This window comes from Candidatus Culexmicrobium sp. (assembly GCF_058356305.1).
On sequence record NZ_JBTVBB010000026.1, the window covers coordinates 20,062 to 39,942 of the forward strand.

The 19,881-nt window shown below is 34.3% G+C and carries 24 protein-coding genes and 1 pseudogene; 12 read left to right on the plus strand and 13 right to left on the minus strand.

Annotated elements, in window-relative coordinates; all coding sequences use genetic code 11:
* The first annotated feature begins 29 nt into the window (after positions 1-29).
* A complete protein-coding gene (locus ACW8TM_RS07715; protein WP_491532712.1) occupies positions 30-860 on the plus strand; it encodes a V4R domain-containing protein in 831 nt (276 codons plus the stop codon).
* A gap of 37 nt (positions 861-897) precedes the next feature.
* Here ACW8TM_RS07715 and ACW8TM_RS07720 read toward each other — a convergent pair whose 3' ends face one another.
* Positions 898-2,133: an AAA family ATPase gene (locus ACW8TM_RS07720; protein WP_491532713.1), complete on the minus strand. Its 1,236-nt coding sequence runs from the start codon at positions 2,131-2,133 to the stop codon at positions 898-900.
* A 79-nt stretch (positions 2,134-2,212) separates the two neighbouring features.
* Entirely contained in the window at positions 2,213-3,373 is a 1,161-nt protein-coding gene (locus ACW8TM_RS07725; RefSeq protein ID WP_491532714.1) for a GH12 family glycosyl hydrolase domain-containing protein, read from the minus strand.
* Between the two features lie 147 nt (positions 3,374-3,520).
* Here ACW8TM_RS07725 and ACW8TM_RS07730 point away from each other — a divergent pair, with 147 nt between their 5' ends.
* The 4 genes from ACW8TM_RS07730 to ACW8TM_RS07745 are packed head-to-tail and all read left to right on the plus strand — an operon-like array spanning position 3,521 to position 6,004.
* Complete coding sequence (locus tag ACW8TM_RS07730; RefSeq protein ID WP_491532715.1) at positions 3,521-3,772, plus strand: isoaspartyl peptidase/L-asparaginase; 252 nt, start codon at positions 3,521-3,523, stop codon at positions 3,770-3,772.
* 11 nt (positions 3,773-3,783) lie between these two features.
* A complete protein-coding gene (locus tag ACW8TM_RS07735) occupies positions 3,784-4,464 on the plus strand; it encodes an isoaspartyl peptidase/L-asparaginase (protein WP_491532716.1) in 681 nt (226 codons plus the stop codon).
* 47 nt (positions 4,465-4,511) lie between these two features.
* Positions 4,512-5,471, plus strand: a complete 960-nt coding sequence (locus ACW8TM_RS07740; RefSeq protein ID WP_491532717.1) for an AF_0692 family protein — start codon at positions 4,512-4,514, stop codon at positions 5,469-5,471.
* Between the two features lie 56 nt (positions 5,472-5,527).
* On the plus strand, positions 5,528-6,004 hold the full coding sequence (locus ACW8TM_RS07745) for a VIT1/CCC1 transporter family protein (RefSeq protein ID WP_491532718.1): 477 nt from the start codon (positions 5,528-5,530) through the stop codon (positions 6,002-6,004).
* Between the two features lies 1 nt (position 6,005).
* On the opposite strand, the pseudogene ACW8TM_RS07750 reads toward ACW8TM_RS07745, so the two are convergent.
* The 3 genes and pseudogenes from ACW8TM_RS07750 to ACW8TM_RS07760 all read right to left on the minus strand — a co-directional run bounded on the left by ACW8TM_RS07750 (position 6,006) and on the right by ACW8TM_RS07760 (position 8,607).
* A pseudogene (locus ACW8TM_RS07750) lies at positions 6,006-6,472 on the minus strand (alanyl-tRNA editing protein).
* A gap of 24 nt (positions 6,473-6,496) precedes the next feature.
* Positions 6,497-7,243, minus strand: coding sequence for an SDR family NAD(P)-dependent oxidoreductase (locus tag ACW8TM_RS07755; RefSeq protein ID WP_491532719.1), 747 nt, complete (start codon positions 7,241-7,243; stop codon positions 6,497-6,499).
* Positions 7,244-7,818: 575 nt separating this feature from the next.
* Entirely contained in the window at positions 7,819-8,607 is a 789-nt protein-coding gene (locus ACW8TM_RS07760) for a hypothetical protein (RefSeq protein ID WP_491532720.1), read from the minus strand.
* 173 nt (positions 8,608-8,780) lie between these two features.
* On the opposite strand from ACW8TM_RS07760, the gene ACW8TM_RS07765 reads away from it, so the two are divergent.
* On the plus strand, positions 8,781-9,554 hold the full coding sequence (locus ACW8TM_RS07765) for a nucleotidyltransferase domain-containing protein (protein ID WP_491532721.1): 774 nt from the start codon (positions 8,781-8,783) through the stop codon (positions 9,552-9,554).
* Between the two features lie 99 nt (positions 9,555-9,653).
* Here the strand turns inward: ACW8TM_RS07765 and ACW8TM_RS07770 are convergent, their stop codons facing one another.
* Positions 9,654-10,574 carry a LysM peptidoglycan-binding domain-containing protein gene (locus tag ACW8TM_RS07770; protein ID WP_491532722.1) on the minus strand — a complete coding sequence of 307 codons (921 nt, stop codon included), beginning with the start codon at positions 10,572-10,574 and terminating at the stop codon, positions 9,654-9,656.
* A 9-nt stretch (positions 10,575-10,583) separates the two neighbouring features.
* Complete coding sequence (locus ACW8TM_RS07775; protein WP_491532723.1) at positions 10,584-10,832, minus strand: hypothetical protein; 249 nt, start codon at positions 10,830-10,832, stop codon at positions 10,584-10,586.
* 166 nt (positions 10,833-10,998) lie between these two features.
* Between ACW8TM_RS07775 and ACW8TM_RS07780 the strand changes: the two genes are divergently transcribed.
* Positions 10,999-11,283, plus strand: a complete 285-nt coding sequence (locus ACW8TM_RS07780; protein ID WP_491532724.1) for a hypothetical protein — start codon at positions 10,999-11,001, stop codon at positions 11,281-11,283.
* A 58-nt stretch (positions 11,284-11,341) separates the two neighbouring features.
* Here ACW8TM_RS07780 and ACW8TM_RS07785 read toward each other — a convergent pair whose 3' ends face one another.
* Positions 11,342-12,373, minus strand: a complete 1,032-nt coding sequence (locus ACW8TM_RS07785; RefSeq protein WP_491532725.1) for an aldo/keto reductase — start codon at positions 12,371-12,373, stop codon at positions 11,342-11,344.
* Positions 12,374-12,603: 230 nt separating this feature from the next.
* Here ACW8TM_RS07785 and ACW8TM_RS07790 point away from each other — a divergent pair, with 230 nt between their 5' ends.
* Positions 12,604-13,515, plus strand: a complete 912-nt coding sequence (locus tag ACW8TM_RS07790) for a hypothetical protein (RefSeq protein WP_491532726.1) — start codon at positions 12,604-12,606, stop codon at positions 13,513-13,515.
* A 41-nt stretch (positions 13,516-13,556) separates the two neighbouring features.
* Complete coding sequence (locus tag ACW8TM_RS07795; RefSeq protein WP_491532727.1) at positions 13,557-13,823, plus strand: hypothetical protein; 267 nt, start codon at positions 13,557-13,559, stop codon at positions 13,821-13,823.
* Here ACW8TM_RS07795 and ACW8TM_RS07800 read toward each other — a convergent pair whose 3' ends face one another.
* Positions 13,824-14,381, minus strand: coding sequence for a CBS domain-containing protein (locus ACW8TM_RS07800; RefSeq protein WP_491532728.1), 558 nt, complete (start codon positions 14,379-14,381; stop codon positions 13,824-13,826).
* A 118-nt stretch (positions 14,382-14,499) separates the two neighbouring features.
* A complete protein-coding gene (locus tag ACW8TM_RS07805) occupies positions 14,500-15,693 on the minus strand; it encodes a pyridoxal phosphate-dependent aminotransferase (protein ID WP_491532729.1) in 1,194 nt (397 codons plus the stop codon).
* Positions 15,694-15,760: 67 nt separating this feature from the next.
* Between ACW8TM_RS07805 and ACW8TM_RS07810 the strand changes: the two genes are divergently transcribed.
* Entirely contained in the window at positions 15,761-15,982 is a 222-nt protein-coding gene (locus ACW8TM_RS07810) for a ferredoxin (protein ID WP_491532730.1), read from the plus strand.
* A gap of 98 nt (positions 15,983-16,080) precedes the next feature.
* Entirely contained in the window at positions 16,081-16,236 is a 156-nt protein-coding gene (locus ACW8TM_RS07815) for a hypothetical protein (protein WP_491532731.1), read from the plus strand.
* A gap of 1 nt (position 16,237) precedes the next feature.
* On the opposite strand, the gene ACW8TM_RS07820 is transcribed toward ACW8TM_RS07815, so the two are convergent.
* Positions 16,238-17,245, minus strand: a complete 1,008-nt coding sequence (locus tag ACW8TM_RS07820; RefSeq protein ID WP_491532732.1) for a triphosphoribosyl-dephospho-CoA synthase — start codon at positions 17,243-17,245, stop codon at positions 16,238-16,240.
* A 140-nt stretch (positions 17,246-17,385) separates the two neighbouring features.
* Here ACW8TM_RS07820 and ACW8TM_RS07825 point away from each other — a divergent pair, with 140 nt between their 5' ends.
* A complete protein-coding gene (locus ACW8TM_RS07825; protein ID WP_491532733.1) occupies positions 17,386-18,021 on the plus strand; it encodes an apurinic/apyrimidinic endonuclease family protein in 636 nt (211 codons plus the stop codon).
* Positions 18,022-18,038: 17 nt separating this feature from the next.
* Here ACW8TM_RS07825 and ACW8TM_RS07830 read toward each other — a convergent pair whose 3' ends face one another.
* Positions 18,039-19,478 (minus strand): glycosyltransferase family 2 protein, encoded by a 1,440-nt coding sequence (locus tag ACW8TM_RS07830; protein ID WP_491532734.1) that lies wholly within the window; start codon positions 19,476-19,478, stop codon positions 18,039-18,041.
* A gap of 58 nt (positions 19,479-19,536) precedes the next feature.
* The gene (locus ACW8TM_RS07835; RefSeq protein WP_491532735.1) at positions 19,537-19,866 is read right to left on the minus strand and encodes a PadR family transcriptional regulator; all 330 of its coding nucleotides are present in this window, start codon (positions 19,864-19,866) and stop codon (positions 19,537-19,539) included.
* Positions 19,867-19,881 lie beyond the last annotated feature (15 nt).

Here is a 19,881-nt window from a genome sequence, read left to right on the forward strand (position 1 = left end):
TTTAAACAGTACTTACATTCGGTGATCTAATGAAGATTAGTGAAGATGAATTAGCACCATATAACTTCCAATTATTCGTCTATTCTCCAGATAGAAATGTAGTTGGATTACATCTAATATTCGATCCAAGTGCAATGTATAAGATTGGAGTCTTCGACACAATCACAAGGAATTTTGCATTAAAGGGAATTCCAATAATTCACTTAGCCATCTCATACACCATAAAGGGACCGAGCCATGCAGTAGTCTTCATCGACTTAACTGAAAGCATAGACGTAAACATTGATGAAATGTTATTGGAACTTAGAAGATATCCACACATCTTGAATGTAAAACTGTTAAAACCAACATTCAATGGATTCGTCTTCGACCCATACTTCTTCCCATTAAAAGTAGGTGAAGAAAGAGGAGTAATATTCCTAAAGAGAGGATATAGGGGTTTAATTAAAAAGGCTAGAGAACAGTTGGGATCAAACTACGAGCTAACACTATTCCTAGAAGGATACAATATAAGTGTAGAGGCATTCAAGGAATATGTTAAAATAGCTGGAGAAGATGCTGAAAAGCTAATTAAGCTGGGAAAAACATTATTTCAACACCTAGGATATGGGAGAATAGAATTAGAAGAAATAGATATGGAGTTGGGTGAAGCAAAAGTAAGAGTATACGACTCATTCGAATGCGAACTCTTCAAGAAATCGAATAAACCAGAATCACACCTAATAAGGGGAATGATTGCAGGATGGTTCAGCCAACTATTCAGAAAGGGAGTAAAAGTAAGGGAAATCAAATGTATAGCTAAAGGAGACTCATACTGTCAATTTGAAGTAAAAGCTCAAAAAATAGTCAAGCAACCCTAAAATCAGATAAAAACTCTTCAGGACATCTATAGCCACCTTAACCTTCACTAGAAATTAACTCGACAATTCCATCAACATCTAAAACTTCAATTCCCTCAGGCTCCCTCTCCAGAACATTAATATCTGGCACAAAAATTATTCTCCGCACACCTTTAAATCTACACAACTTCTCCTCCAACCTTCTAACTTCACCTCTCGAAACATAATCCTTCCATTTAACCTCTCCAACTAACCTCAACCTCTTAAACTCAAAAAGTGCAATGTCAACTTCAAAATCTCTCTCCTCAATTCTCTGATAACTTAAACCCATTACCTTTGAAAGTAGATTCCTAATATACTGCTCAACATGAATTGGAAGCTTCACTTCAACAACTCTCCTTATAAAATCCAATGAAACATCCAGCTCAGTATAGGAATATTTCTCCTCCAAGTAGAAATGTAAGTCTAAAATAGGGGAAACATGGAAATATCTAAATTTCTTCTTCCCATAAACCTTAACTCTACTAAGCAAACCCATTGCCACTAAAATACTCAAATACTTCTGTAGAACTCCAGGATTGTCTTTGGAAATCAATCCCCTCGAAAAAAGGAGGGTTGAAATCTTCGTGCTTACATTTCTCCCGGAGGCAATGGCCTTCAAAATTCCCTCATAAACATTAGTTAACTCCTTCTCCTCCTCAGTGAAAATTTCACCTATAAGCTCCTTAATGAAAAATCTATTCTCAAATAGGAAGTTTGGGACAAAATGTCTTATAGGTGGCTTAAAAAGGGGAATTAAACTTGGCTCCCTAAGATATACACAAGCCTCGATAAGCGTTTTCCCACTAAACTCCTTTGACAACTCTAATAAAATGTCCCTCTCATCAATCAATCCAATTCTAATTGGATAAACCAAGCCCAATAGTGGAGAACCCTTCCCTAAAAGCTTTTTAGCTAACCATAAAGTCGAAGTTATTAAAATCAACCTCCCTCTAACACCTAGAAAATGAAGGAAATCTTGAAAATCCTCAGGCAATCTATGAAACTCATCAATAACAATTAATTTCTCATCAATCAACTCCCTAAACAATCTAATAAACTCACTATAGATATATTTCTCAAAGTTCCTCTTATCAATCAAAGTTCCATCCCTATTAACGAAAAAGAAGCGATCATAACTCAAAAAATTCTCAACCAGAAAAGTCTTCCCAGTCTTTCTCCTACCATAGATCATCTTCCATGGACCAGCACTTTGAATTCTCTCAATATCTATTCTCCTAGGAATAATTCTCATAAGAATAATTCTCCAGAAAATAGCTAATATATTTTATTACAAGCCAATTAAAATAAGCATTCATCCAATTAGATTAGTATCAACTCTTCAATAAGCGTTCATCAGTGTACTCAATGAAGAATTCATATAAAATCCAGTCTATAATTGCAGTTTTAATAGCAGATCCACCAAACTCCACTCCCACCTCCACATCCTCTAGATATAAGCCTCTAAATTCTTCTCCAATAAACTCATAAACCCATCTAATGAATGAAGCATAATTAAACCTCACAACTCCAAATTTAATTGGCTTAGATATTTTAAATGCAATATAATGCCAAGTCATATTAGCATACCAAACCTCAAAGATGTAATTAACAATTTCACCATTAACTTCAAGTGGAACCATTAATTCATCAACCTTAAAACCAGCTGGATTAAGATTATGCCAATAAAGCCAAATCATAACCTCCACTTCACCATTAAAAACACCTGTAAATCTAAACTTATCCCTCGTAAACCACGATTCAACTGCAAGGTTAATTGAAAGTTCAGGATTATGGTTTAAAGAGTAATTTAAGGTTACATAGAAGTCATTTAAACTAGACACTCTATTAGGGATAGGTATAGGTGAATCTAAAGCCATACATTCATTCCAAGGCTTATTACCACACCAAATTTCAGGATAACCAAAAATCTTAATTTCAGGATATTTTGGAGTTAAATCCCATAAACACTGACTATAATATAATATGCCCCGTTCAAGATTAAAGGTCATATTAACAGTTCCATTAACACTACGAGTATTCCACAAGTTAATTTCAATAATAAAGTCAAATACACCATCACCATCCAAATCTAAACCAGCAAAATCCAAATCACCAGGATAGCCAATAGAGACAGCTCGATCAAAGTCAACTAGAAGAACACCATCACCTGAAACTTCAATAAAACCATCAGCACAAGACTTATTATTAAATAGCATTTTACCAATCATCCAACCCTCCCCAGGCTTAGCCTTAACCCTCAAAGTTAAGGGCTCCGTGAAACCTAGAAAACCATACTTAACCAACTTAAAAGTCAGAGTACAATTGGATGAAAAAAGTCTACCATCAATAAAAACAGCACCATCACCCAAAATTAAAACATCAACCCTAACATCCACAACATAAACATAAAAGAAAAGAAGATAAGCTAAGAGTAAAGTGAGAGATGAAATTAAAGCTAAAACTAATTTAAAGCGACTTGTAAAGCCATCCACATCAATATAAACTCAATTCACCTACATAATCTTTTTCAACCAATAACAATATTTTAACAATTATACTGAAACATATATTCGTTACAGTTTAATATTGAGAGAGTCTACTTAATCGATGGTGCCCGACAATGACTTTAGCAAGAATTATTGGAACAAGAAATACCAAGGAGGGCGCTTCATGTTGGTGCTGAAATCTTAAGAAATGGTGGCACAGCAATAGATGCAGTTGAAGCAACAGTAAATGCAGTTGAAAACAATCCACTAGAGCAAACTGTTGGCTATGGAGGAATACCAAACCTGCTGGGTGAAGTGGAACTAGATGCATCAATCATGGATGGAAGAACATTAAAGGCTGGTGCAGTGGCTGGAGTGAAGCACTATAAAATCCAATATCAATAGCTAGAAAGGTAATGGAAGTTACACCCCACGTCCTATTAATTGGAGAAGGAGCAGAACTCTTCGCTGAAATAATGGGATTCAAGAAATGTGAACTATTAACAGAGCGTTCAAGAAAAATTTATGATGCATTCCTAAGAGATGCCATTCAAGAGCTAGATGAAAGCTTCAACAGATACAAGAAATACCTTGAACAATACATTAAAAATTATAGGTTAAGGGAGTGGTATGAAAAACTAGCCCTAGAACATCATGGAACAGTAAATGTAATAGCAATAGACTCAAATGGTAATGTATGCGTAGGAGTATCAACAAGTGGCACAGCACTAAAACTGTCAGGAAGAATAGGGGACTCAGCAATAATTGGGGCTGGAAACTATGCAGACAATAGATATGGAGGAGCAGCATGCACAGGCAGAGGAGAACTAACAATTAGACTGTCAACAGCTAAAAGCATAATAGATTATATGAAGAATGGATTAAGCGTAAAGGAAGCATGCATACAAGTTATTAAAGACATAAACTCACTAAAAGAATTTGGAGGAGTAAGCTGCATAGCCATGGATAAGAATGGAAATACGTGGGCCGCCTCCAATAGAAGAACACCCATATACTATTACATGGACATAAAAATGAGGAAAACAAAAGAGTTAAAGGGAACAATGATAAAGTCCAACCAACATAAATATAAATAATAGTCATTCCATCAAAGCCAATCTAAAAACAAATGGAATGGATAGTAATGGCGAGCATAATGGCAATCCTCCTAATAGGAACACTATCAATGTTCTATGCAGAAGTACTATCAGGTGCATCACACCTATGGTTTATAGATCCATGGGGACTACTACTAACAATGCCCCTATATTTATCACACACCATCTTCCTACTAAACCTAGCCATAAAAACAGGGAGAACATCACTAAAACAACTATACCATTGGGGAATGATCTTCGGATTATATGAATCATGGATAACAAAAGTCCTATGGGCCGGCTACATTGAAACAGGGAGGGCAATGTTTGGAAAAATTCTAGGAATAGCATGGGCTGAATTTCTAACACTAGTCCTATTTTGGCATCCAATAATGTCCTTCATAATCCCTATTTTAACCTATGAAATTCTAAGCAAAGACTACTTACCAAAACATAGAAAATATCTGGCTAAGAGTAAAAAGAAAACATTACTGATAACTTTAATTATGATTATAGGAGCAAGTTTCCAAAGCACAAATTCAAAGAACAACCTAGAAACAGCACTAGGCTCAATCATAGGAAGCATAATGATAATAAGCACACTACACCTATTAACTAGAAGGAAAAGCTTAGAATCAATAAAACTAGGAAGAAAAGGCATGATCATAACAGCAATATACCTATCAGCTCTGTACATATCAACCTACATCCTAATACTACCTGAAAGAATACCGGGGAATCCAATGGCATTCATTTCAATAATATCATGCTATATAATGACAATAATATTAATCAAAAAATCAAAGCCAATTAGAAATGAGAGTTGGAAGAATGAAATCAATGAAATCTATAGCGGAACAGACTTAGCAAGATATGCATTAATATTGATAGCCCTAACCTTCATAATGTGCATTATACCGCCATTAAGCTATATAACGACAATAGTATTACTCCTCTCAATAATAGCGATTGCACCATTAATATTCATTTCAACCCTCATAAAATAGATCAAAGCTTCGAGAGGAAAATCTTATATCCATAATATTTTAGATAGATTTCAACCATGAAGCATTCATTCAGAGTTGGAATGAGCTTTGGGTCAACATCAGGCATCATAACAACTCTAGGCTTAATGGTGGGTCTACACTCAGGAACACATTCTAAACTAGCGGTAATAGGAGGAATATTAACCATTGCAGTTGCAGATGCGTTCTCAGATGCACTGGGCATACACATGTCGGAGGAAGCTGAAGCAATACACACCACAGGGGAGATATGGGAGGCAACCATATTCACCTTCCTATTCAAATTCATATTCTCAATAACATTTGTCATACCAGTCCTAATATTCGAGTTGACAACATCAATTATTGTAAGTGTAGTTTGGGGACTACTACTATTAAGCATATTCAGCCTACAAATGGCTAGGGAGCAAGGGAGAGATGTATGGAAAATAGTTGGAGAACATGTATTAACAGCATTAATAGTGGTAGTCTTAGCCCATTACATTGGAGACTGGATCTCAGCAACCTTCGGCTAAGTTAATCAACTACATCAAAGCTTATCTCTAAAAGCCCCTTACTCCTCCTAAACCTAACCTTCCTCAAGTGAATAACGCCAATCTCACCAGTGGTCCTAGTATGTCTCTTATTACAAGCATTAATATTCCAATTCTCAATAACCACTATTGAAAGCCTCCTAACATTACTTGGAATAGGGAATAAATCGTACATTTCATCCCCAAAAACTTTTTCAGCCTCATACCTGTCCATCTCAACAACCATAACTGGGATATTCTCTCTAACCTTTAAATTGGCTAGACGTTCAATCTCCCTCAACTCATCTTCAGTGGGCTTCCTATCAAAATGAACTGTTAAGCAGCCATGGCCACCCTTAACATAAGTGGAGGCAGTCCACTTAGCCCCCAAACCTTTCTAACAGCACCCTTAACTACATGTAAGGCAGTATGAATTCTAACCTCCAAGTTGGAAAGTTCACTCAAGACCATAAACCTCAACAATAGTTATTAAAACTAATAAGTAAATCTTCCACCGTTAACTCCAAGTATCTGACCAGTTATAAAGCGGGACTTCTCAGTAGCTAGAAAGTAGACTACCTCAGCTACATCCTCAGGCCTAGCAATATCACGCAGTGGATGTAAATCTGCAACCCTCCTCTTCTTCTCAGGAGTATCAATAAACTCTCTAACCATATCAGTCTCAACAAAACTTGGAGCAACAGCATTAACACGAATTCTTGGAGCCAATTCAACAGCCAACCTCCTAGTTAACCCTATAACACCAGCCTTAGAAGCACAATAAACGGCAGAGGCAACAACATTACCAGTCTGACCAGCAATACTTGCCAAGTTAACTATACTAGCCCAAGAAGCCCTCCTCAATAAGGGTAGAAAGAACTTTGTAGTCAAAAATACACCAGTTAAGTTTATGTCAATAACCCTATTCCAATCCTCAACACTTGTTTCATCAATAGTTCCAAAGAAAACTACTCCAGCATTATTGACAAGTACATTTAAATATGGAAATCTATTTGAAACCTTGCTGAAACCATCCTTAACACTATCAACATCAGCCACATCCATCTGAATATAGAATCCATCAACACCCAATTCCTTAACAATCTTCAATGTCTCCTCAGCAGCACCCCTATTCCTATAATATGAGAATGCTACATTAAAACTTGAAGAAGCAAATTTAAGCACAATAGCACGTCCAATACCACGATCACCACCAGTTACAAACACGTATCCCCCATCCAAAATATCACCCAAATATAGATAATGACGAATAGAGTTAAATCGCTAACCAACGAAAACTCATAAAGTTCAACCCACATAGAATAGGAGAGGAGAAATCCTAGATGTTAGAAATGAGCACTTCCCAGAGGTTACCTCACATGGCTCTCCTAAAGAGAAGGCGAGAAACATACGGTTAAAAGCTCTAGCAAAAATAGCTGACTATGCATATCACCATGGTATAACGGATTACGTAGCTGAGAAACTTAGTAAACCAAAGACTAAAGTAGGAGCGAAAGAGCGGTAATAGGAAGGTATCGAGGCTTGCATTAAAGGGGTGCATAACACATCTGAAGACATTAATTCCAAGGTATGGCGGTAAACTTCACTTTGTAAATTCAGCATATACATCCATAGATGCAATACCACTAAGCAGAAAGTTAGGATTGGACATACATACAACCTCGGCATACCTCCTAGCAATAAGAGCATAAAAATCTATTAACAGATATCAATGCCTATGAAAACTACAACAGTTTCATTAGGCTAAATCTTAACAAATTAAAAATCAGAGAAATAACATATCCCAATAAAGAATGTCAACTAGCATAAAAGCATACATAAAGGAATTGAAATAACATCATAAACAAAACAATGAAAATGAAAGTGAACAAAACAATCACAGAAGACGTATAAAACATAATTTCTCTCTTAACCTCATCAGCTAATGAGGGATTCTCTAAATACAACTCTCTTAAATCTAGTCTATCAGCTAGATGGTATTCACATGAAAAGACACATACAACTGCAAAAAGAAGAAATGAAAACACAGCCATAGATATAATGAACATGATAAATAATCCTCTGAAATTCCTATAAACCCCACTTCTCCAAAAAGGTTTCCATGAAGAAATCCATGAAAATAAAGTTAAAGTAAGCAAAACCATAAACCCACCCATAAAAACCACTAAAAATATAAGCCAACCCCTAGGTTTTTGAGAAATCTTTAAAAGCCAACTCAAAAAACTCCACAAAAAATAGAATTGAAAGTAAAGACATATGGGCATAACCAGTAAGTTTATGATAAATCTATGAAGCCTAGAAACTCCTCTAGAATTGAGAAGAAATCCAATCCTACTTAAAAATAAGCTTAAAGAAGGTGAAATCAAAAATATAAATATTAAAATAGCTATCTGTAATCGATTAAACTCAAAATAATAAGCAATAGATAGACCAGGATAAACCTCAACTCTTGGAATAGACATATAAAAATGGTAAACCCATAACTCAACACCTAAAATCATCACAAGAAAAATGATTAACAATTCAACAATTTTACTCTTCAACTTCAACATGAAATCTTCAAATAATCCACATTCAACTAACATTGAAATACACCTTAAATTTAATTCCATTAAATCTTACTCAAAGCGAAATTAAAAATTAATTTCAAATACACACTAGTACAGCTGGATAAGAAAACCTACACTTCAAAATAAACAACACCATATCAAGGCTATTTTTAAAAGACTATATAAGTTAAGAAAAATTAAGATAATTAATGATAAATGCAATGGTTAATATACATGAAAAATTAGATTGGCTTCCTCAAATCTATAAGAAAGCCCTCAAAAACTTTCTAAAACAAATCAAACCCTACCTAAATGAAATTAAATGTATAGCAATTGTTGGATCAATAGCACGCAAAGAAGACTTTATTAACAAATGGAGTGACATAGACATTCTAGTAATTACTAAAAATAAGGAGATCATAGAAAAAGTAAAGAGAATAATCGAGAAAATTAACGCTAAACACCCTAAAACTATTCGAGGAACAGGAATTCTAAGTCTCTGGATAGATGTGGACATAGATGTGTATAGATGGCTTGGAGCTGGATGTGAATACTACAATCTAGTAAGAAGCTTCATATTACTCTATGGAGAAGATATTACAAAATTTCTTGTAGAGCCAAGTCGTGATGAAATTCTAGCATCAATAATCATATTCAAGGAAAGCCTTGAGAAACATCTAAATAAAATTAAAAATGAGAAGTTATTGGATAAAGTAAATTCACATCAATTAGCATCAATACTATTCCCACTCCTAAGATTCTACTTATGTTATAAAGGATACCCGACAGCATCAAAAATAAAAATAATCAAAATAATTAAAAGCAAAAACATCTTCCCCAGAGAGGAAGTAAAAATTATTGAAACAATATTTAGAGATTTATTAGAAGGTAGAAGCAGAATAGACTTACAGTTAAATAGAAAGACTAAAAAATTAATTAACAAAATTTTAGATGAATTATCAAACCTAAACTTGTCAATCTAATGTGAATTTCAAGATACTTGGAAAGACCATATACAGGTCTAAGATTTAAATTTAGTGATGTGCATTAAGCAATAATTTTAATCTCAAATTTAATCGAATTCACCGAGGGAAAAAGCTAGGCGGACCTGGAGCCATGGCCAACTCATTTTTACTTAATTGTTTCTCAGTAAGCTTCTTCCATAATATGTTAACTTTATCCTGTGGTGTAGGATACTTTCTAGCGAAAACCCTAGCCATATTAAAATCAACCTTACCACTTCTACTAGCATTCTCCACATCCTTCCTAGCAGCCTTCACCCCTCTCTTAGCAGCCTTATAACTAGTCAATAAAGTAGAAGTGCAAATTCTATGTCTAGGCTCCTTGTCAAGATCATAACCCTCAGCCAGATCTGCCAGTGTAAGAACGTAACCCTCAAGAAAAGCAAGTCTTTCATTAAAATTACCAGCTCTACCTATTAAGTAGAGGCCAGAGAGAATATCGTAAACATATAACAATCCATCTATAAAACCAATAATAGTTAGAGAAGTACTAAGGGTACGAAGTATTCGACTACTTTTTTCAATACTTCTTTTAGCAAGTTTATCAGATAAAAAGAAAATAGAGTCAACCCCTGATATACCGTCAATTACAACTTTCCCAATACCAACTGATTCATGAAAAATATAGCTTGAAAAATCATTTGAACCAAACTCCTTTGTAACTTCATCTGAATAATTAACAATAGATTCACTAATGGGAGAAACTGCACCTTCAATTTTCAATTCAGACAAAACTATTACCCTAGGCTTCTTCTCCCTAGATCTACGAATAACCTTCTTTGAAAATTTAATTTGATTAGAATCGCTTGGAGGAATTATCAATTTATCACCAGGATAAATTAGATTGGGATTAGGTCTTTTCTCCCTAAATTCCTTATTCTTCTCATAATAATAAATTGACTTCCAACTTCTGAGTAAGAATTTACGTGCAATTTTAGATAAGTTATCCCCCTTCTGAACTGTATAAACTATATCCGACATGTAATCCCCTCATAAATTAGCTGGTATAATACATCTTCCATCAGCTAACTCTAAAATAATGTCACCTTCAGGAATGTTTTCCTCCCTGAGCAAACCATTTTCATCAGTCTTACCACACTTAATACTTCCATCAGGCAAATATAGGATATATTCAACATTGGGGATAGGATTACCGTCTTCATCAACAAATTCAACTTCAAAGACAAGAAGAGTCTTTAAGATAATGTCTTCAACCTCATATTTCCTTAGCTCAACCATTCCACTCACAGGCCTGTAAATTGAAATGTTGAGCACAAGGATAAACAAAATTATAAGGTAAATGAAGTTATAATCTTTTCGTTAATTCATGAATTGAAATAATTAATCATCCATTTAAAATTAGGAAGATTTAAGTATGGGAGTAACAATTAACTAGTGATACTCGATGATTATAACTTGTTCAGCTAAACCCAACATGATTAGATTGCATCAAATACCAATATCAGTAAGTGTTGAAGGGAAAATCTTCGACTCAAGGGGAAAACCAGCGGGAAATATTAAAGTACAAGTTTCAACTACATGGGGAGAAAAACTCATTGGAATATCAGATTCAAATGGAAATTGGAGTGTAAAGTTAGAGAAACTACCGAAAAAGCAGGGCAACTACATCATACATGTAAAAGCTGAGGAATATGGTGTATGTCAAACAATAATAAGGGTAGTAAATTAAGCTTAACTGAACACTGTCAAATTAACACTTAATATAGAGAAGGGAAGCTTAATTAAATTTAAATTAGACCCCTAGACTTTAACTCTCCTTCAAACCAATTGAATCTTTCTCTAATAAGCTTAGTTACAGGTAATTCATAGGGACATTTATCTTCACATTGAAGACAGAGAGTACAATTTGGAACAGTTTGCTTAGCCCTCTCATAAATCCTTAAAACTAGATCTGAGAAACCAGTCCTATTAATAAACTGTTGAATTCTAAGTAACTGTGAAATTGGAATATTATTTGGACATGGCATACAATACATACAACCTCTACAGAAAACCTTGTCAAGTCTACTTCGCTCCTCTTCAATTAATCTTGACTCCTCATCACTCAACACTGGATTCTCAAGAATAGACTTAACATTCTCCTCAACTTCAACTATACTCTTCATACCTGGAATAATCACAGAGACATCATGACTCAAAATATACCTTAGAGCTGCAATTGGATATGAAAGCTCACCTCCAGCTAATGGTTTCATTATAATAACACCAATATTCAACTCTCTAGCTCTAGGAATAAGCTTATACTTAGCATCATCAGCAATATAGTTAAATGGAAATTGGATAGTATCAAAATGAAATGCTTCAATTGCCCTTAACAAGACATCAATATTATGACCAGTAATACCTATAAATCGAATTTTCCCATCCTGCCTAGCATCCCTCAACGCTTGAAGGGCACCATCATCAGATAAAACCCTCTCCAAAACATCCAATCTACTAATATTATGAAGTTGCCAAACATCAATATAATCAACATTCAGCTCACTCATACTCTTCTCCAAATCCCTCATAGCACCATCATAATCCCTTGAAGGAGTCTTAGTAGCAATAATAACATCCTCTCTAACATCACTTAAAGCCAATCCAATTTTACGCTCACTATCCCCATAACCCCTAGCGGTATCATAAAAGTTAACTCCAAGCTCATAAGCACGTCTAACAACCTTAACTGCACCATCAACACTGAGAACTCTAATAGGAATACCACCAAAACCAATAACAAAAACCCTTAAATTCGTCCTACCTAAAATCCGATACATATCCATCCAAATACAAATAGAAACAACTACTATTAAACATTTAAAATAGAAATTCAATACTGATAGGAGAAGGTAGGATTCAGCCTACATAGATTTTAGTAAACCGAATACAAATATAGAAACACTTGAAATTTTCTCTCCACATGGAATCTCCATACAACCTGCAAATATTTAACAGTTTCAGAAAGCAAAGGATAATATAGGAACAGCTAATACCAAGTGAAAAGAACATGAATATGGAGACCCTACAATTTTGGGGTAAAGAAGCAATAGTTGAACTAAATTCCAGAGAGATAAGAATATATCTTGGATATGAAGCAATAATGATACCATTAATATTAATGATAGAAGAAAGAATACCTACAAAGACAATTCCACTAGAAAACTTAGAAAGAATAGACCTACACGATGAAAATAAAGTTGCCATTTATTGGCGAACAATCAATAAAAGCGGAGTTTTATACAAGACAGATAAAATAATAATTGAACTACACAGAGAAGATGCAGAGAGACTATACAATACACTAGTAGACATACTTAGAGGATTAAACTTCCAAGAAATAATTAAAAAATATAAAGTTGAATTCAGACCAAAGGAAGTAATCAAAGACAGTGAAAACATAGTAATATTCAGAGATGTACATCAAACAGCAACATTAATGGACCCAGAAATATACGAGGCAATCTACGAAAAAAGAAAACCAAAATCAACAATCAAAAAAATATACTATACAATGCTTCAAATGGCTCCAACACTATACATAGTAGACAATATTCTATACTCAAATGTATTCAAAGTAGAGTATCCAAAAAAGGTTAAAGGAAAATATATTGTAGAAGTAGTCTTCAATGATGGAAGTACATATAAAGCTAAATTCAAGGAATACGGAAATGCCCTAAAATTCCAGAAACTATTGACAAAGAAGAGTAAATGGGCAAAAATGAAATTTAAAAAACTAAAAATAATAACCCATGGAAACATATGGTCTATTGGAGCATTAACATTCATATTTTCATACTGGTTAATGACAAACTTAATTAAAATTCCATCTAGAATTGCAAGCCTATATGCATTAATAATTTGTATAGCTACAACTATAATAGCATGGACTTTAACTAAAAATAATACTCAGCCAACATAAGTTAGAAGAAAATAAAAGAGAAAACAACTAAGAAGAAAATAATGACCAAACTTATATTCACAAGGAAGCAAATATTAAAAAGTGGGAAACTAAGAAGACTATTACCAATCCCACCTAGAGAAGGAATTTTAATTGTTGAACAAAATAAGAAGCCATGGTCAGCGAAAATAAGAATATACGATAAGTATGGCAATTTACAATCAAGCCACCATAAACAATACCTATACCTAGAATTAATGTTAGCACTTAAAAGAAAGAGGGAATACAGAGAAATTAGAGAAAAATTAATGAAAAACCATGGCCAGTAATCATTTAATTATTTTCAAAAGATCAGCCTTAGTAATTATTCCAACAACCCTCCCCCTTCTCAAAACTAAAACTGCAGGATAAACTTGAAGTAAACTTGAAATTAGAGTTAAAGGAGTATTCTCATCAACTTGAGGGAAGGCTTCATCCATAACCTCCTCAATAGGAGCACTTGAAATTTCAACTATATCCCTGCCAGAAGCAATTAAATTCAAAATAGTCTTCTCAGATATACTTCCAATAACCCTATCACCATCAAAAACAGGCAGTTGAGAATAACCATAATCCATCATCAATTGTACAGCCCTTGAAACAGAATCCCCCCTCTGAACACCAACAACCCTCTCATGCATAATATGCTTAGCACGAAAACTCATCTTATTCTCCAATTGAATTAAAACATCAAAGATAGCCTTAACCCTAGTATAGGAAGGATTAATTTTCCCAGACTCAATTTTAGCAATAAAAGATTGACTAACACCAGCCAATCTAGCCAATTCCTTTTGAGTTAAACCAAGCATCTTCCTCTTCCTAGCTATCTCCTCCAAATTTGGAAGCATAGGTAAAATTAATTCTAAAAAGCTTATATTCCTTTTGGAATAAAAGATAAAGAAAATATTTTCAATAGAATACGACACAACTAATAGGAAAAGGCAGTATTTTAAGTTAAGCCTAATTTTACCCTACAATCTTCCTTGTAAATCTCTCCACTCTATCAAGAGCCTCCTCAAGGATTTCTATGGGCTTCACAAGTGCCAATCTAATATGACCCTCACCCATACTACCATAATTTGAACCAGGAACAACTAAAACACCTTCACTCTCAAGTAGCTTTTCACAATAATCTCTAGAACTTAAATTTATCTCAGAAATGTCTGGAAAAACATAAAAAGTTCCTTCAGGCTTTACACAATGAATTCCAGGTATTTCATTTAATCTCTTAACACAAAATTCTATTCGCTTTAAATACTCTTGTCTCATCATATCAACAAAATTCCATCCTTCCCTTAATGCTATAATTCCAGCCCTCTGAATAGGAACAGCAATAGGACAGACACCCATGGGAACACGTTTAATCAAACTAATAATTTCTGGACTAGAAATAATAAATCCAACCCTGAGACCAGTCCAGGCAAACATTTTAGAGAAACTCATGACAATTATAGAGCGATCCTCCATGCCGGAAATGGACATTAATGTTACATGAGGTCTATCACACCAAATAAACTCAGTATAAATTTCATCTGACATAACTAGAAAGTCATGTTCAATGGCGAGGTCAGCAATCTGTCTAAGTTCATCCCCAGTATAAACACATCCAGTGGGATTATCAGGATTACAGATAATAAGCAACTTAGTCTTTTCACTAATAACTTTCCTAATACCATCAATATTAGGCCTAAAATATCCATCTTCACCCTTAACCATAGGAGCCCTAACAACCTCACCGCCAAAATACCTTATACAACGCTCATAAGCTTGAAAAGTTGGATCCATTATAATCACTTGATCACCAGGATTAACAAAGGTGCCTAAAACCCTAAAAATAGCTGGTGAACCACCAGAAGTTAGCAATATCTGAGATTTAGAGTCAACATTAACACCATACTTACTATAATAGTTTGCAATAGCCTCCTTAAATTCAGGGTCACCATCAAAAGTATAATGTGTATATCCATCCAAAACTGCCCTAGCAATAGCATCAGCAATAAATCTAGGCTGATTAAAGTCAGGATCGCCTGCAGCTAAGCTAATATCAGGCCGCCTCCCAGACCTAATAAAACCTCTAGGAACACTGAAGAGCTCTTTTCTAGCAAACCTATCAATCGACACTCTAATACTTAGTGGCTTTACAGTTATAAAGTTGTCCATCCAACCTAATACTAACAGTTAATAAAACTTATATCAAAATTTAAGATACAGTTAACAGTGGGACTCCATGACTAAATATAAAGTCACAATAAATAAAGTAACATGCATTGGATGTGGACTATGTGCCACCATATGCCCACAAATATTCGAACTAGGTGAAGATGTAAAAGCATACATAGTTGAAAATCACAAAATCCACGACAACGACACAACATCAGAAGGAATAGTAGAAGAGACATTACGTGACTGCGTGAAGAATGCAGAATCATCATGTCAACATCATCAATAACAGTGAAGAAAAGAGTAAAACTATTACCCTAAATTATGTAAAGATGAAAGTTTAAAGGTATAATAAAATTTAAAGCAACAAAATTATATGGTGAGAAAATGAGTAAAATATCTAAAGGAATAAGAATAGCTGAAATATTAGGCTTCTTCATGGGGAAGAAGCTTCAACTAGACTTAGACATAAAACTATTATTCTCAGGAATAGAAATAGGTACACTTAAAGTTAAAGGGACAATAAAAATGGAGGAAAATTAAACTATAATTTAAATCCCAGTAAGAGAGCAATGAAAATAGAGGTTGCAAGAATATCAGCAGTAGAACCTGGATTCAAACCCATCTCAGCCAACTCCTCATCCAATCTATAAAGCTCCTCTCTACCCTCAAGACTCTTCAATCCACCTAACTCCAATATTCTAGCAGCCCTCCTAGAAACACTCCTAGAAAACTGTAAGCCAATATTAAAAGCTTCAATAATATCTGAAGTAAACTGTAAACCATACTTTCTAGCAATAAGAGTATCAGGCTTCAAAGAGAGAAGCTTAAGAAATGTATGGACAACCGCTACATTAACATCTTTAAACATGTTATAAAAATTAATGAAAGAGGGATAACCAATCCCAAAAACATTCTCCAATCCACCTACAAATTCAAATGCAATCGAATCCCAACTAGAAGAAAAATTCATTAAATCATACAAAGTAACATTACTCTTAACAATCCTATCCCTAAAATCATCACAAGTAACATCAGGCATTCCAGGAGAAGAAAGCCTACCTAAACCACCAACTCCAGCGATCTTCAAAGCCTCATAAAAATTCAATGCATCTTCAACAGTTGTAGACTTAGCAATCTCAACAAAATATTCTCTAAGCCCTCCCTCACTAAGAAAACGCTTCCTAGCAAAACACATACCAGCAGAAACAGCTAGAGGCACAAATAAAACTATAACTCCAAAATGAGTATTACCACCACTATGAAAACACTTAACATCCATAACTGCACGCTTAATCAATAAACCAACATTCACATCAACCAAGTCAATCCCATTTAACCCAGCCCTAAAACCATTCAAAACTGAAGAACGCATACTAGGACCAATAGCAATGGAACCCGCAATAAAATGCTCAAACCTAGTATCAGGAAAATCCCTAAGCCTATGAACATTACCAGGCTTAGGATAGCCACTAACCTCAAGACATGAAGCCAACTGAGCCTTCACCATAATCTCGTCAGCAAACCTTAAAACCTCAGCATTCAACGTCATTAAAACCACCAATCAATATTAAAAAACAACTTCAAATAATTTCCATAGCCCAACTAGAATCATAAGCTTAAATTTAGGAAAGTTCAGCTAAGTTAAGCAAAGTTTTTATGGAACCCAACACTAATGTTCCTGGTGCTTAAATGAATAAAAATAACATATCACGTTTAATATTCCTCCTATACGATGCAATGAAAAGCTCAGGAGTACTCGACCTACATGAAGTATACATTGTCAAAGAACTTCTCAAAACAATAGGATTAGAAAGAGAAATTGGAAAAGAAAAATTAAAGTGCTTAGAGAAATGTGACTTAATACTAGTATACAGTGACTATAACAAAGTAATTGACGACTACATCCTCCTAGCCCTAAATCTAAAATGTATAAATGAGAAAAGTGACATAAATGAAAAGCTGGAAAAATCAATTGAAAATATAAAATCTATAACCAAATGCTATACCCTAGGATTTGACTCCACATGTATATGGCATTACTTCAGTAAAAGAGTTAAAGAAGAAACCATAAGAAATTTCTGCTCCGAAATCAATGAAACTATAGATAAATCCAAACTACCAATAATCCATCTAGCAACAAAAATCATGATAGGAAATACGTATAAAATGTTCGCGCCAGACGAAGTAGATGCTAGAAGTGAAATGTCACAATTAATTAGAATGATCCAAAACATAATTAGAGACGAAAAAAGACTACCATTAAAATATATTGACAAGAAATTTTTAGAAGCAAGAGAAAAAATAAAGAAAATACTAGGAATATAACCGTCCTGATTCCTAAATCACCAAACACCCCTACGAGTCTTCCAGCTAACATAAACATAGGGTATACTAAAGGTGAAAATACAAGATGCAGATATAGGTAAGCCAAACAGAAGAAGTAATACTCCAATTAAAATACCGAAGGTAGCAAATAAAGATTCAAGCCAACTCAAACTCCTACTCTCAATCCTCCTAGCAAGTGGACCCTTAGGAGTAATATACCATCCCTCACGCAATCCAGCTAAAAGCTTAAAATTCTGTAGCAACACTACTGGGGCAAGAACTGCAGCCATAGCAGTACATCTACCCATAACAACAATACTCTCAATAGGCTTAAAACCTAAACGCCTAGCAGTATTATAATATGAAAAAGCTTGAATAGTAGATAAGATCAAAAGCAGTGGTGAAAAATAAACACTAGGTAACAATAAATCTACTTTAACTATAATTGAAGCTAAAGCCAAAAGAATAAAAGCAAAATTAGCCAACAAAACATGATATTGAAGTAAATATAAAATCAAATCCAGCTTCCAAATGATAGGAATTTTAGAAACAATAATTTTAAAGAAATACCTAGATAAAACTTGAGTAGTACCATAAATCCATCTAGCCTGCTGCCTCTTAAAGGCCTCATAAGTCTCTGGATTTTCAACCTCAACAAAGGTGTTATTAAGATAGTCAATACGCCTACCATTAATTAAAAGCCTAATAGACAATTCAACATCCTCAGCCAAGCAATTTTCATCCCAACCACCAATTTCAAGTAAAATCTGCCTCCTAAAAACACATCCACATCCAGGAGCAATAATTGGACCATTAACCTTAGACCTCCCATCAAAGAAAATTGAAGTTAAAAAGTCAAGAGATACGGCTTGAGCCTCAGATATAGGAGAAGAATCCATATTTAACGAAGACCACTTAACAGCCAATCCATCAACATCATCATTAGCCTCCAAATATGAAACAACACTTTTCAAATAATTAGGCTCAGGAACAGCATCCACATCAAAAACAACAAAATACTTCCCTCTACTCCTATGTAAAGCATAATTTAGTGCCCCCGCCTTAAATCCAACACCTACAACACGCCTAAAAACCCTAACAGACAATCCAAATCTACGGCTGAAATCGAAAATCCTAGATGAAATAACTTTAAAATAATCCTCCTCATCATCACTAACAATTAAAACCTCAATTTTATCCTTAGGATAATTTTGATTAACAATAGAATTCAACAATCTAATTATAATATTTAAGGGTTCATTCTTAACTGGAACAACAATAGAAACTAATGGATAAGAATCAAGTTCACTGAAAACAGTCTTCCTACCCCTAAACTTCAATCTTCCAATCCAATAATAAGTTACATGAAAAAGTATAACTGAAGATGAAACTAAGGAGATTAAAGTAGTCAATATAATTGAAATTAAACGTAAACTTAAAGGCGACAAGGTAAACATCCAATCACCCTAACAAGTCACAATTAAATTGCATCGATAATATATACTGAGAAGCTATTTATGTTTCGAAAATTAGATTCAACAAATTCATAATCCTAGACTTACATTTAACCCTAATTTCATTTAATACCTTAACACCAAGATCAGTAATTTGATAATACTTTTCACTAGTTTGAGTAATTATACTATTAATAAGATTCATTCTCTCAAGCTCAGTTAAAATATCATGGATAGTACTCATACTAGGCCTCCTACCAGTCAACTCACGAATAACCTTTAATATTTGATATCCCCTCATCATCGACTTTTCAAGCAAAGACAAAATTAAAACTCTAAACATCCCCCTAAACATCACCCATTCAATACGAAATACATCTCCATTACTCATTAAAATCTCCCCACA

Excerpts from the sequence above, each read along its gene's own strand:
- ACW8TM_RS07715 (WP_491532712.1), top strand. The coding sequence starts at position 30 with ATGAAGATTAGTGAAGATGAATTAGCACCATATAACTTCCAATTATTC.
- ACW8TM_RS07720 (WP_491532713.1), bottom strand. The coding sequence starts at position 2,133 with ATGAGAATTATTCCTAGGAGAATAGATATTGAGAGAATTCAAAGTGCT.
- ACW8TM_RS07735 (WP_491532716.1), top strand. The coding sequence starts at position 3,784 with ATGGAAGTTACACCCCACGTCCTATTAATTGGAGAAGGAGCAGAACTC.
- ACW8TM_RS07740 (WP_491532717.1), top strand. The coding sequence starts at position 4,512 with ATGGCGAGCATAATGGCAATCCTCCTAATAGGAACACTATCAATGTTC.
- ACW8TM_RS07745 (WP_491532718.1), top strand. The coding sequence starts at position 5,528 with ATGAAGCATTCATTCAGAGTTGGAATGAGCTTTGGGTCAACATCAGGC.
- ACW8TM_RS07760 (WP_491532720.1), bottom strand. The coding sequence starts at position 8,607 with ATGTTAGTTGAATGTGGATTATTTGAAGATTTCATGTTGAAGTTGAAG.
- ACW8TM_RS07765 (WP_491532721.1), top strand. The coding sequence starts at position 8,781 with ATGATAAATGCAATGGTTAATATACATGAAAAATTAGATTGGCTTCCT.
- ACW8TM_RS07770 (WP_491532722.1), bottom strand. The coding sequence starts at position 10,574 with ATGTCGGATATAGTTTATACAGTTCAGAAGGGGGATAACTTATCTAAA.
- ACW8TM_RS07775 (WP_491532723.1), bottom strand. The coding sequence starts at position 10,832 with ATGGTTGAGCTAAGGAAATATGAGGTTGAAGACATTATCTTAAAGACT.
- ACW8TM_RS07780 (WP_491532724.1), top strand. The coding sequence starts at position 10,999 with ATGATTATAACTTGTTCAGCTAAACCCAACATGATTAGATTGCATCAA.
- ACW8TM_RS07785 (WP_491532725.1), bottom strand. The coding sequence starts at position 12,373 with ATGTATCGGATTTTAGGTAGGACGAATTTAAGGGTTTTTGTTATTGGT.
- ACW8TM_RS07790 (WP_491532726.1), top strand. The coding sequence starts at position 12,604 with ATGAATATGGAGACCCTACAATTTTGGGGTAAAGAAGCAATAGTTGAA.
- ACW8TM_RS07795 (WP_491532727.1), top strand. The coding sequence starts at position 13,557 with ATGACCAAACTTATATTCACAAGGAAGCAAATATTAAAAAGTGGGAAA.
- ACW8TM_RS07800 (WP_491532728.1), bottom strand. The coding sequence starts at position 14,381 with ATGCTTCCAAATTTGGAGGAGATAGCTAGGAAGAGGAAGATGCTTGGT.
- ACW8TM_RS07805 (WP_491532729.1), bottom strand. The coding sequence starts at position 15,693 with ATGGACAACTTTATAACTGTAAAGCCACTAAGTATTAGAGTGTCGATT.
- ACW8TM_RS07810 (WP_491532730.1), top strand. The coding sequence starts at position 15,761 with ATGACTAAATATAAAGTCACAATAAATAAAGTAACATGCATTGGATGT.
- ACW8TM_RS07815 (WP_491532731.1), top strand. The coding sequence starts at position 16,081 with ATGAGTAAAATATCTAAAGGAATAAGAATAGCTGAAATATTAGGCTTC.
- ACW8TM_RS07820 (WP_491532732.1), bottom strand. The coding sequence starts at position 17,245 with ATGACGTTGAATGCTGAGGTTTTAAGGTTTGCTGACGAGATTATGGTG.
- ACW8TM_RS07825 (WP_491532733.1), top strand. The coding sequence starts at position 17,386 with ATGAATAAAAATAACATATCACGTTTAATATTCCTCCTATACGATGCA.
- ACW8TM_RS07830 (WP_491532734.1), bottom strand. The coding sequence starts at position 19,478 with ATGTTTACCTTGTCGCCTTTAAGTTTACGTTTAATTTCAATTATATTG.
- ACW8TM_RS07835 (WP_491532735.1), bottom strand. The coding sequence starts at position 19,866 with ATGAGTAATGGAGATGTATTTCGTATTGAATGGGTGATGTTTAGGGGG.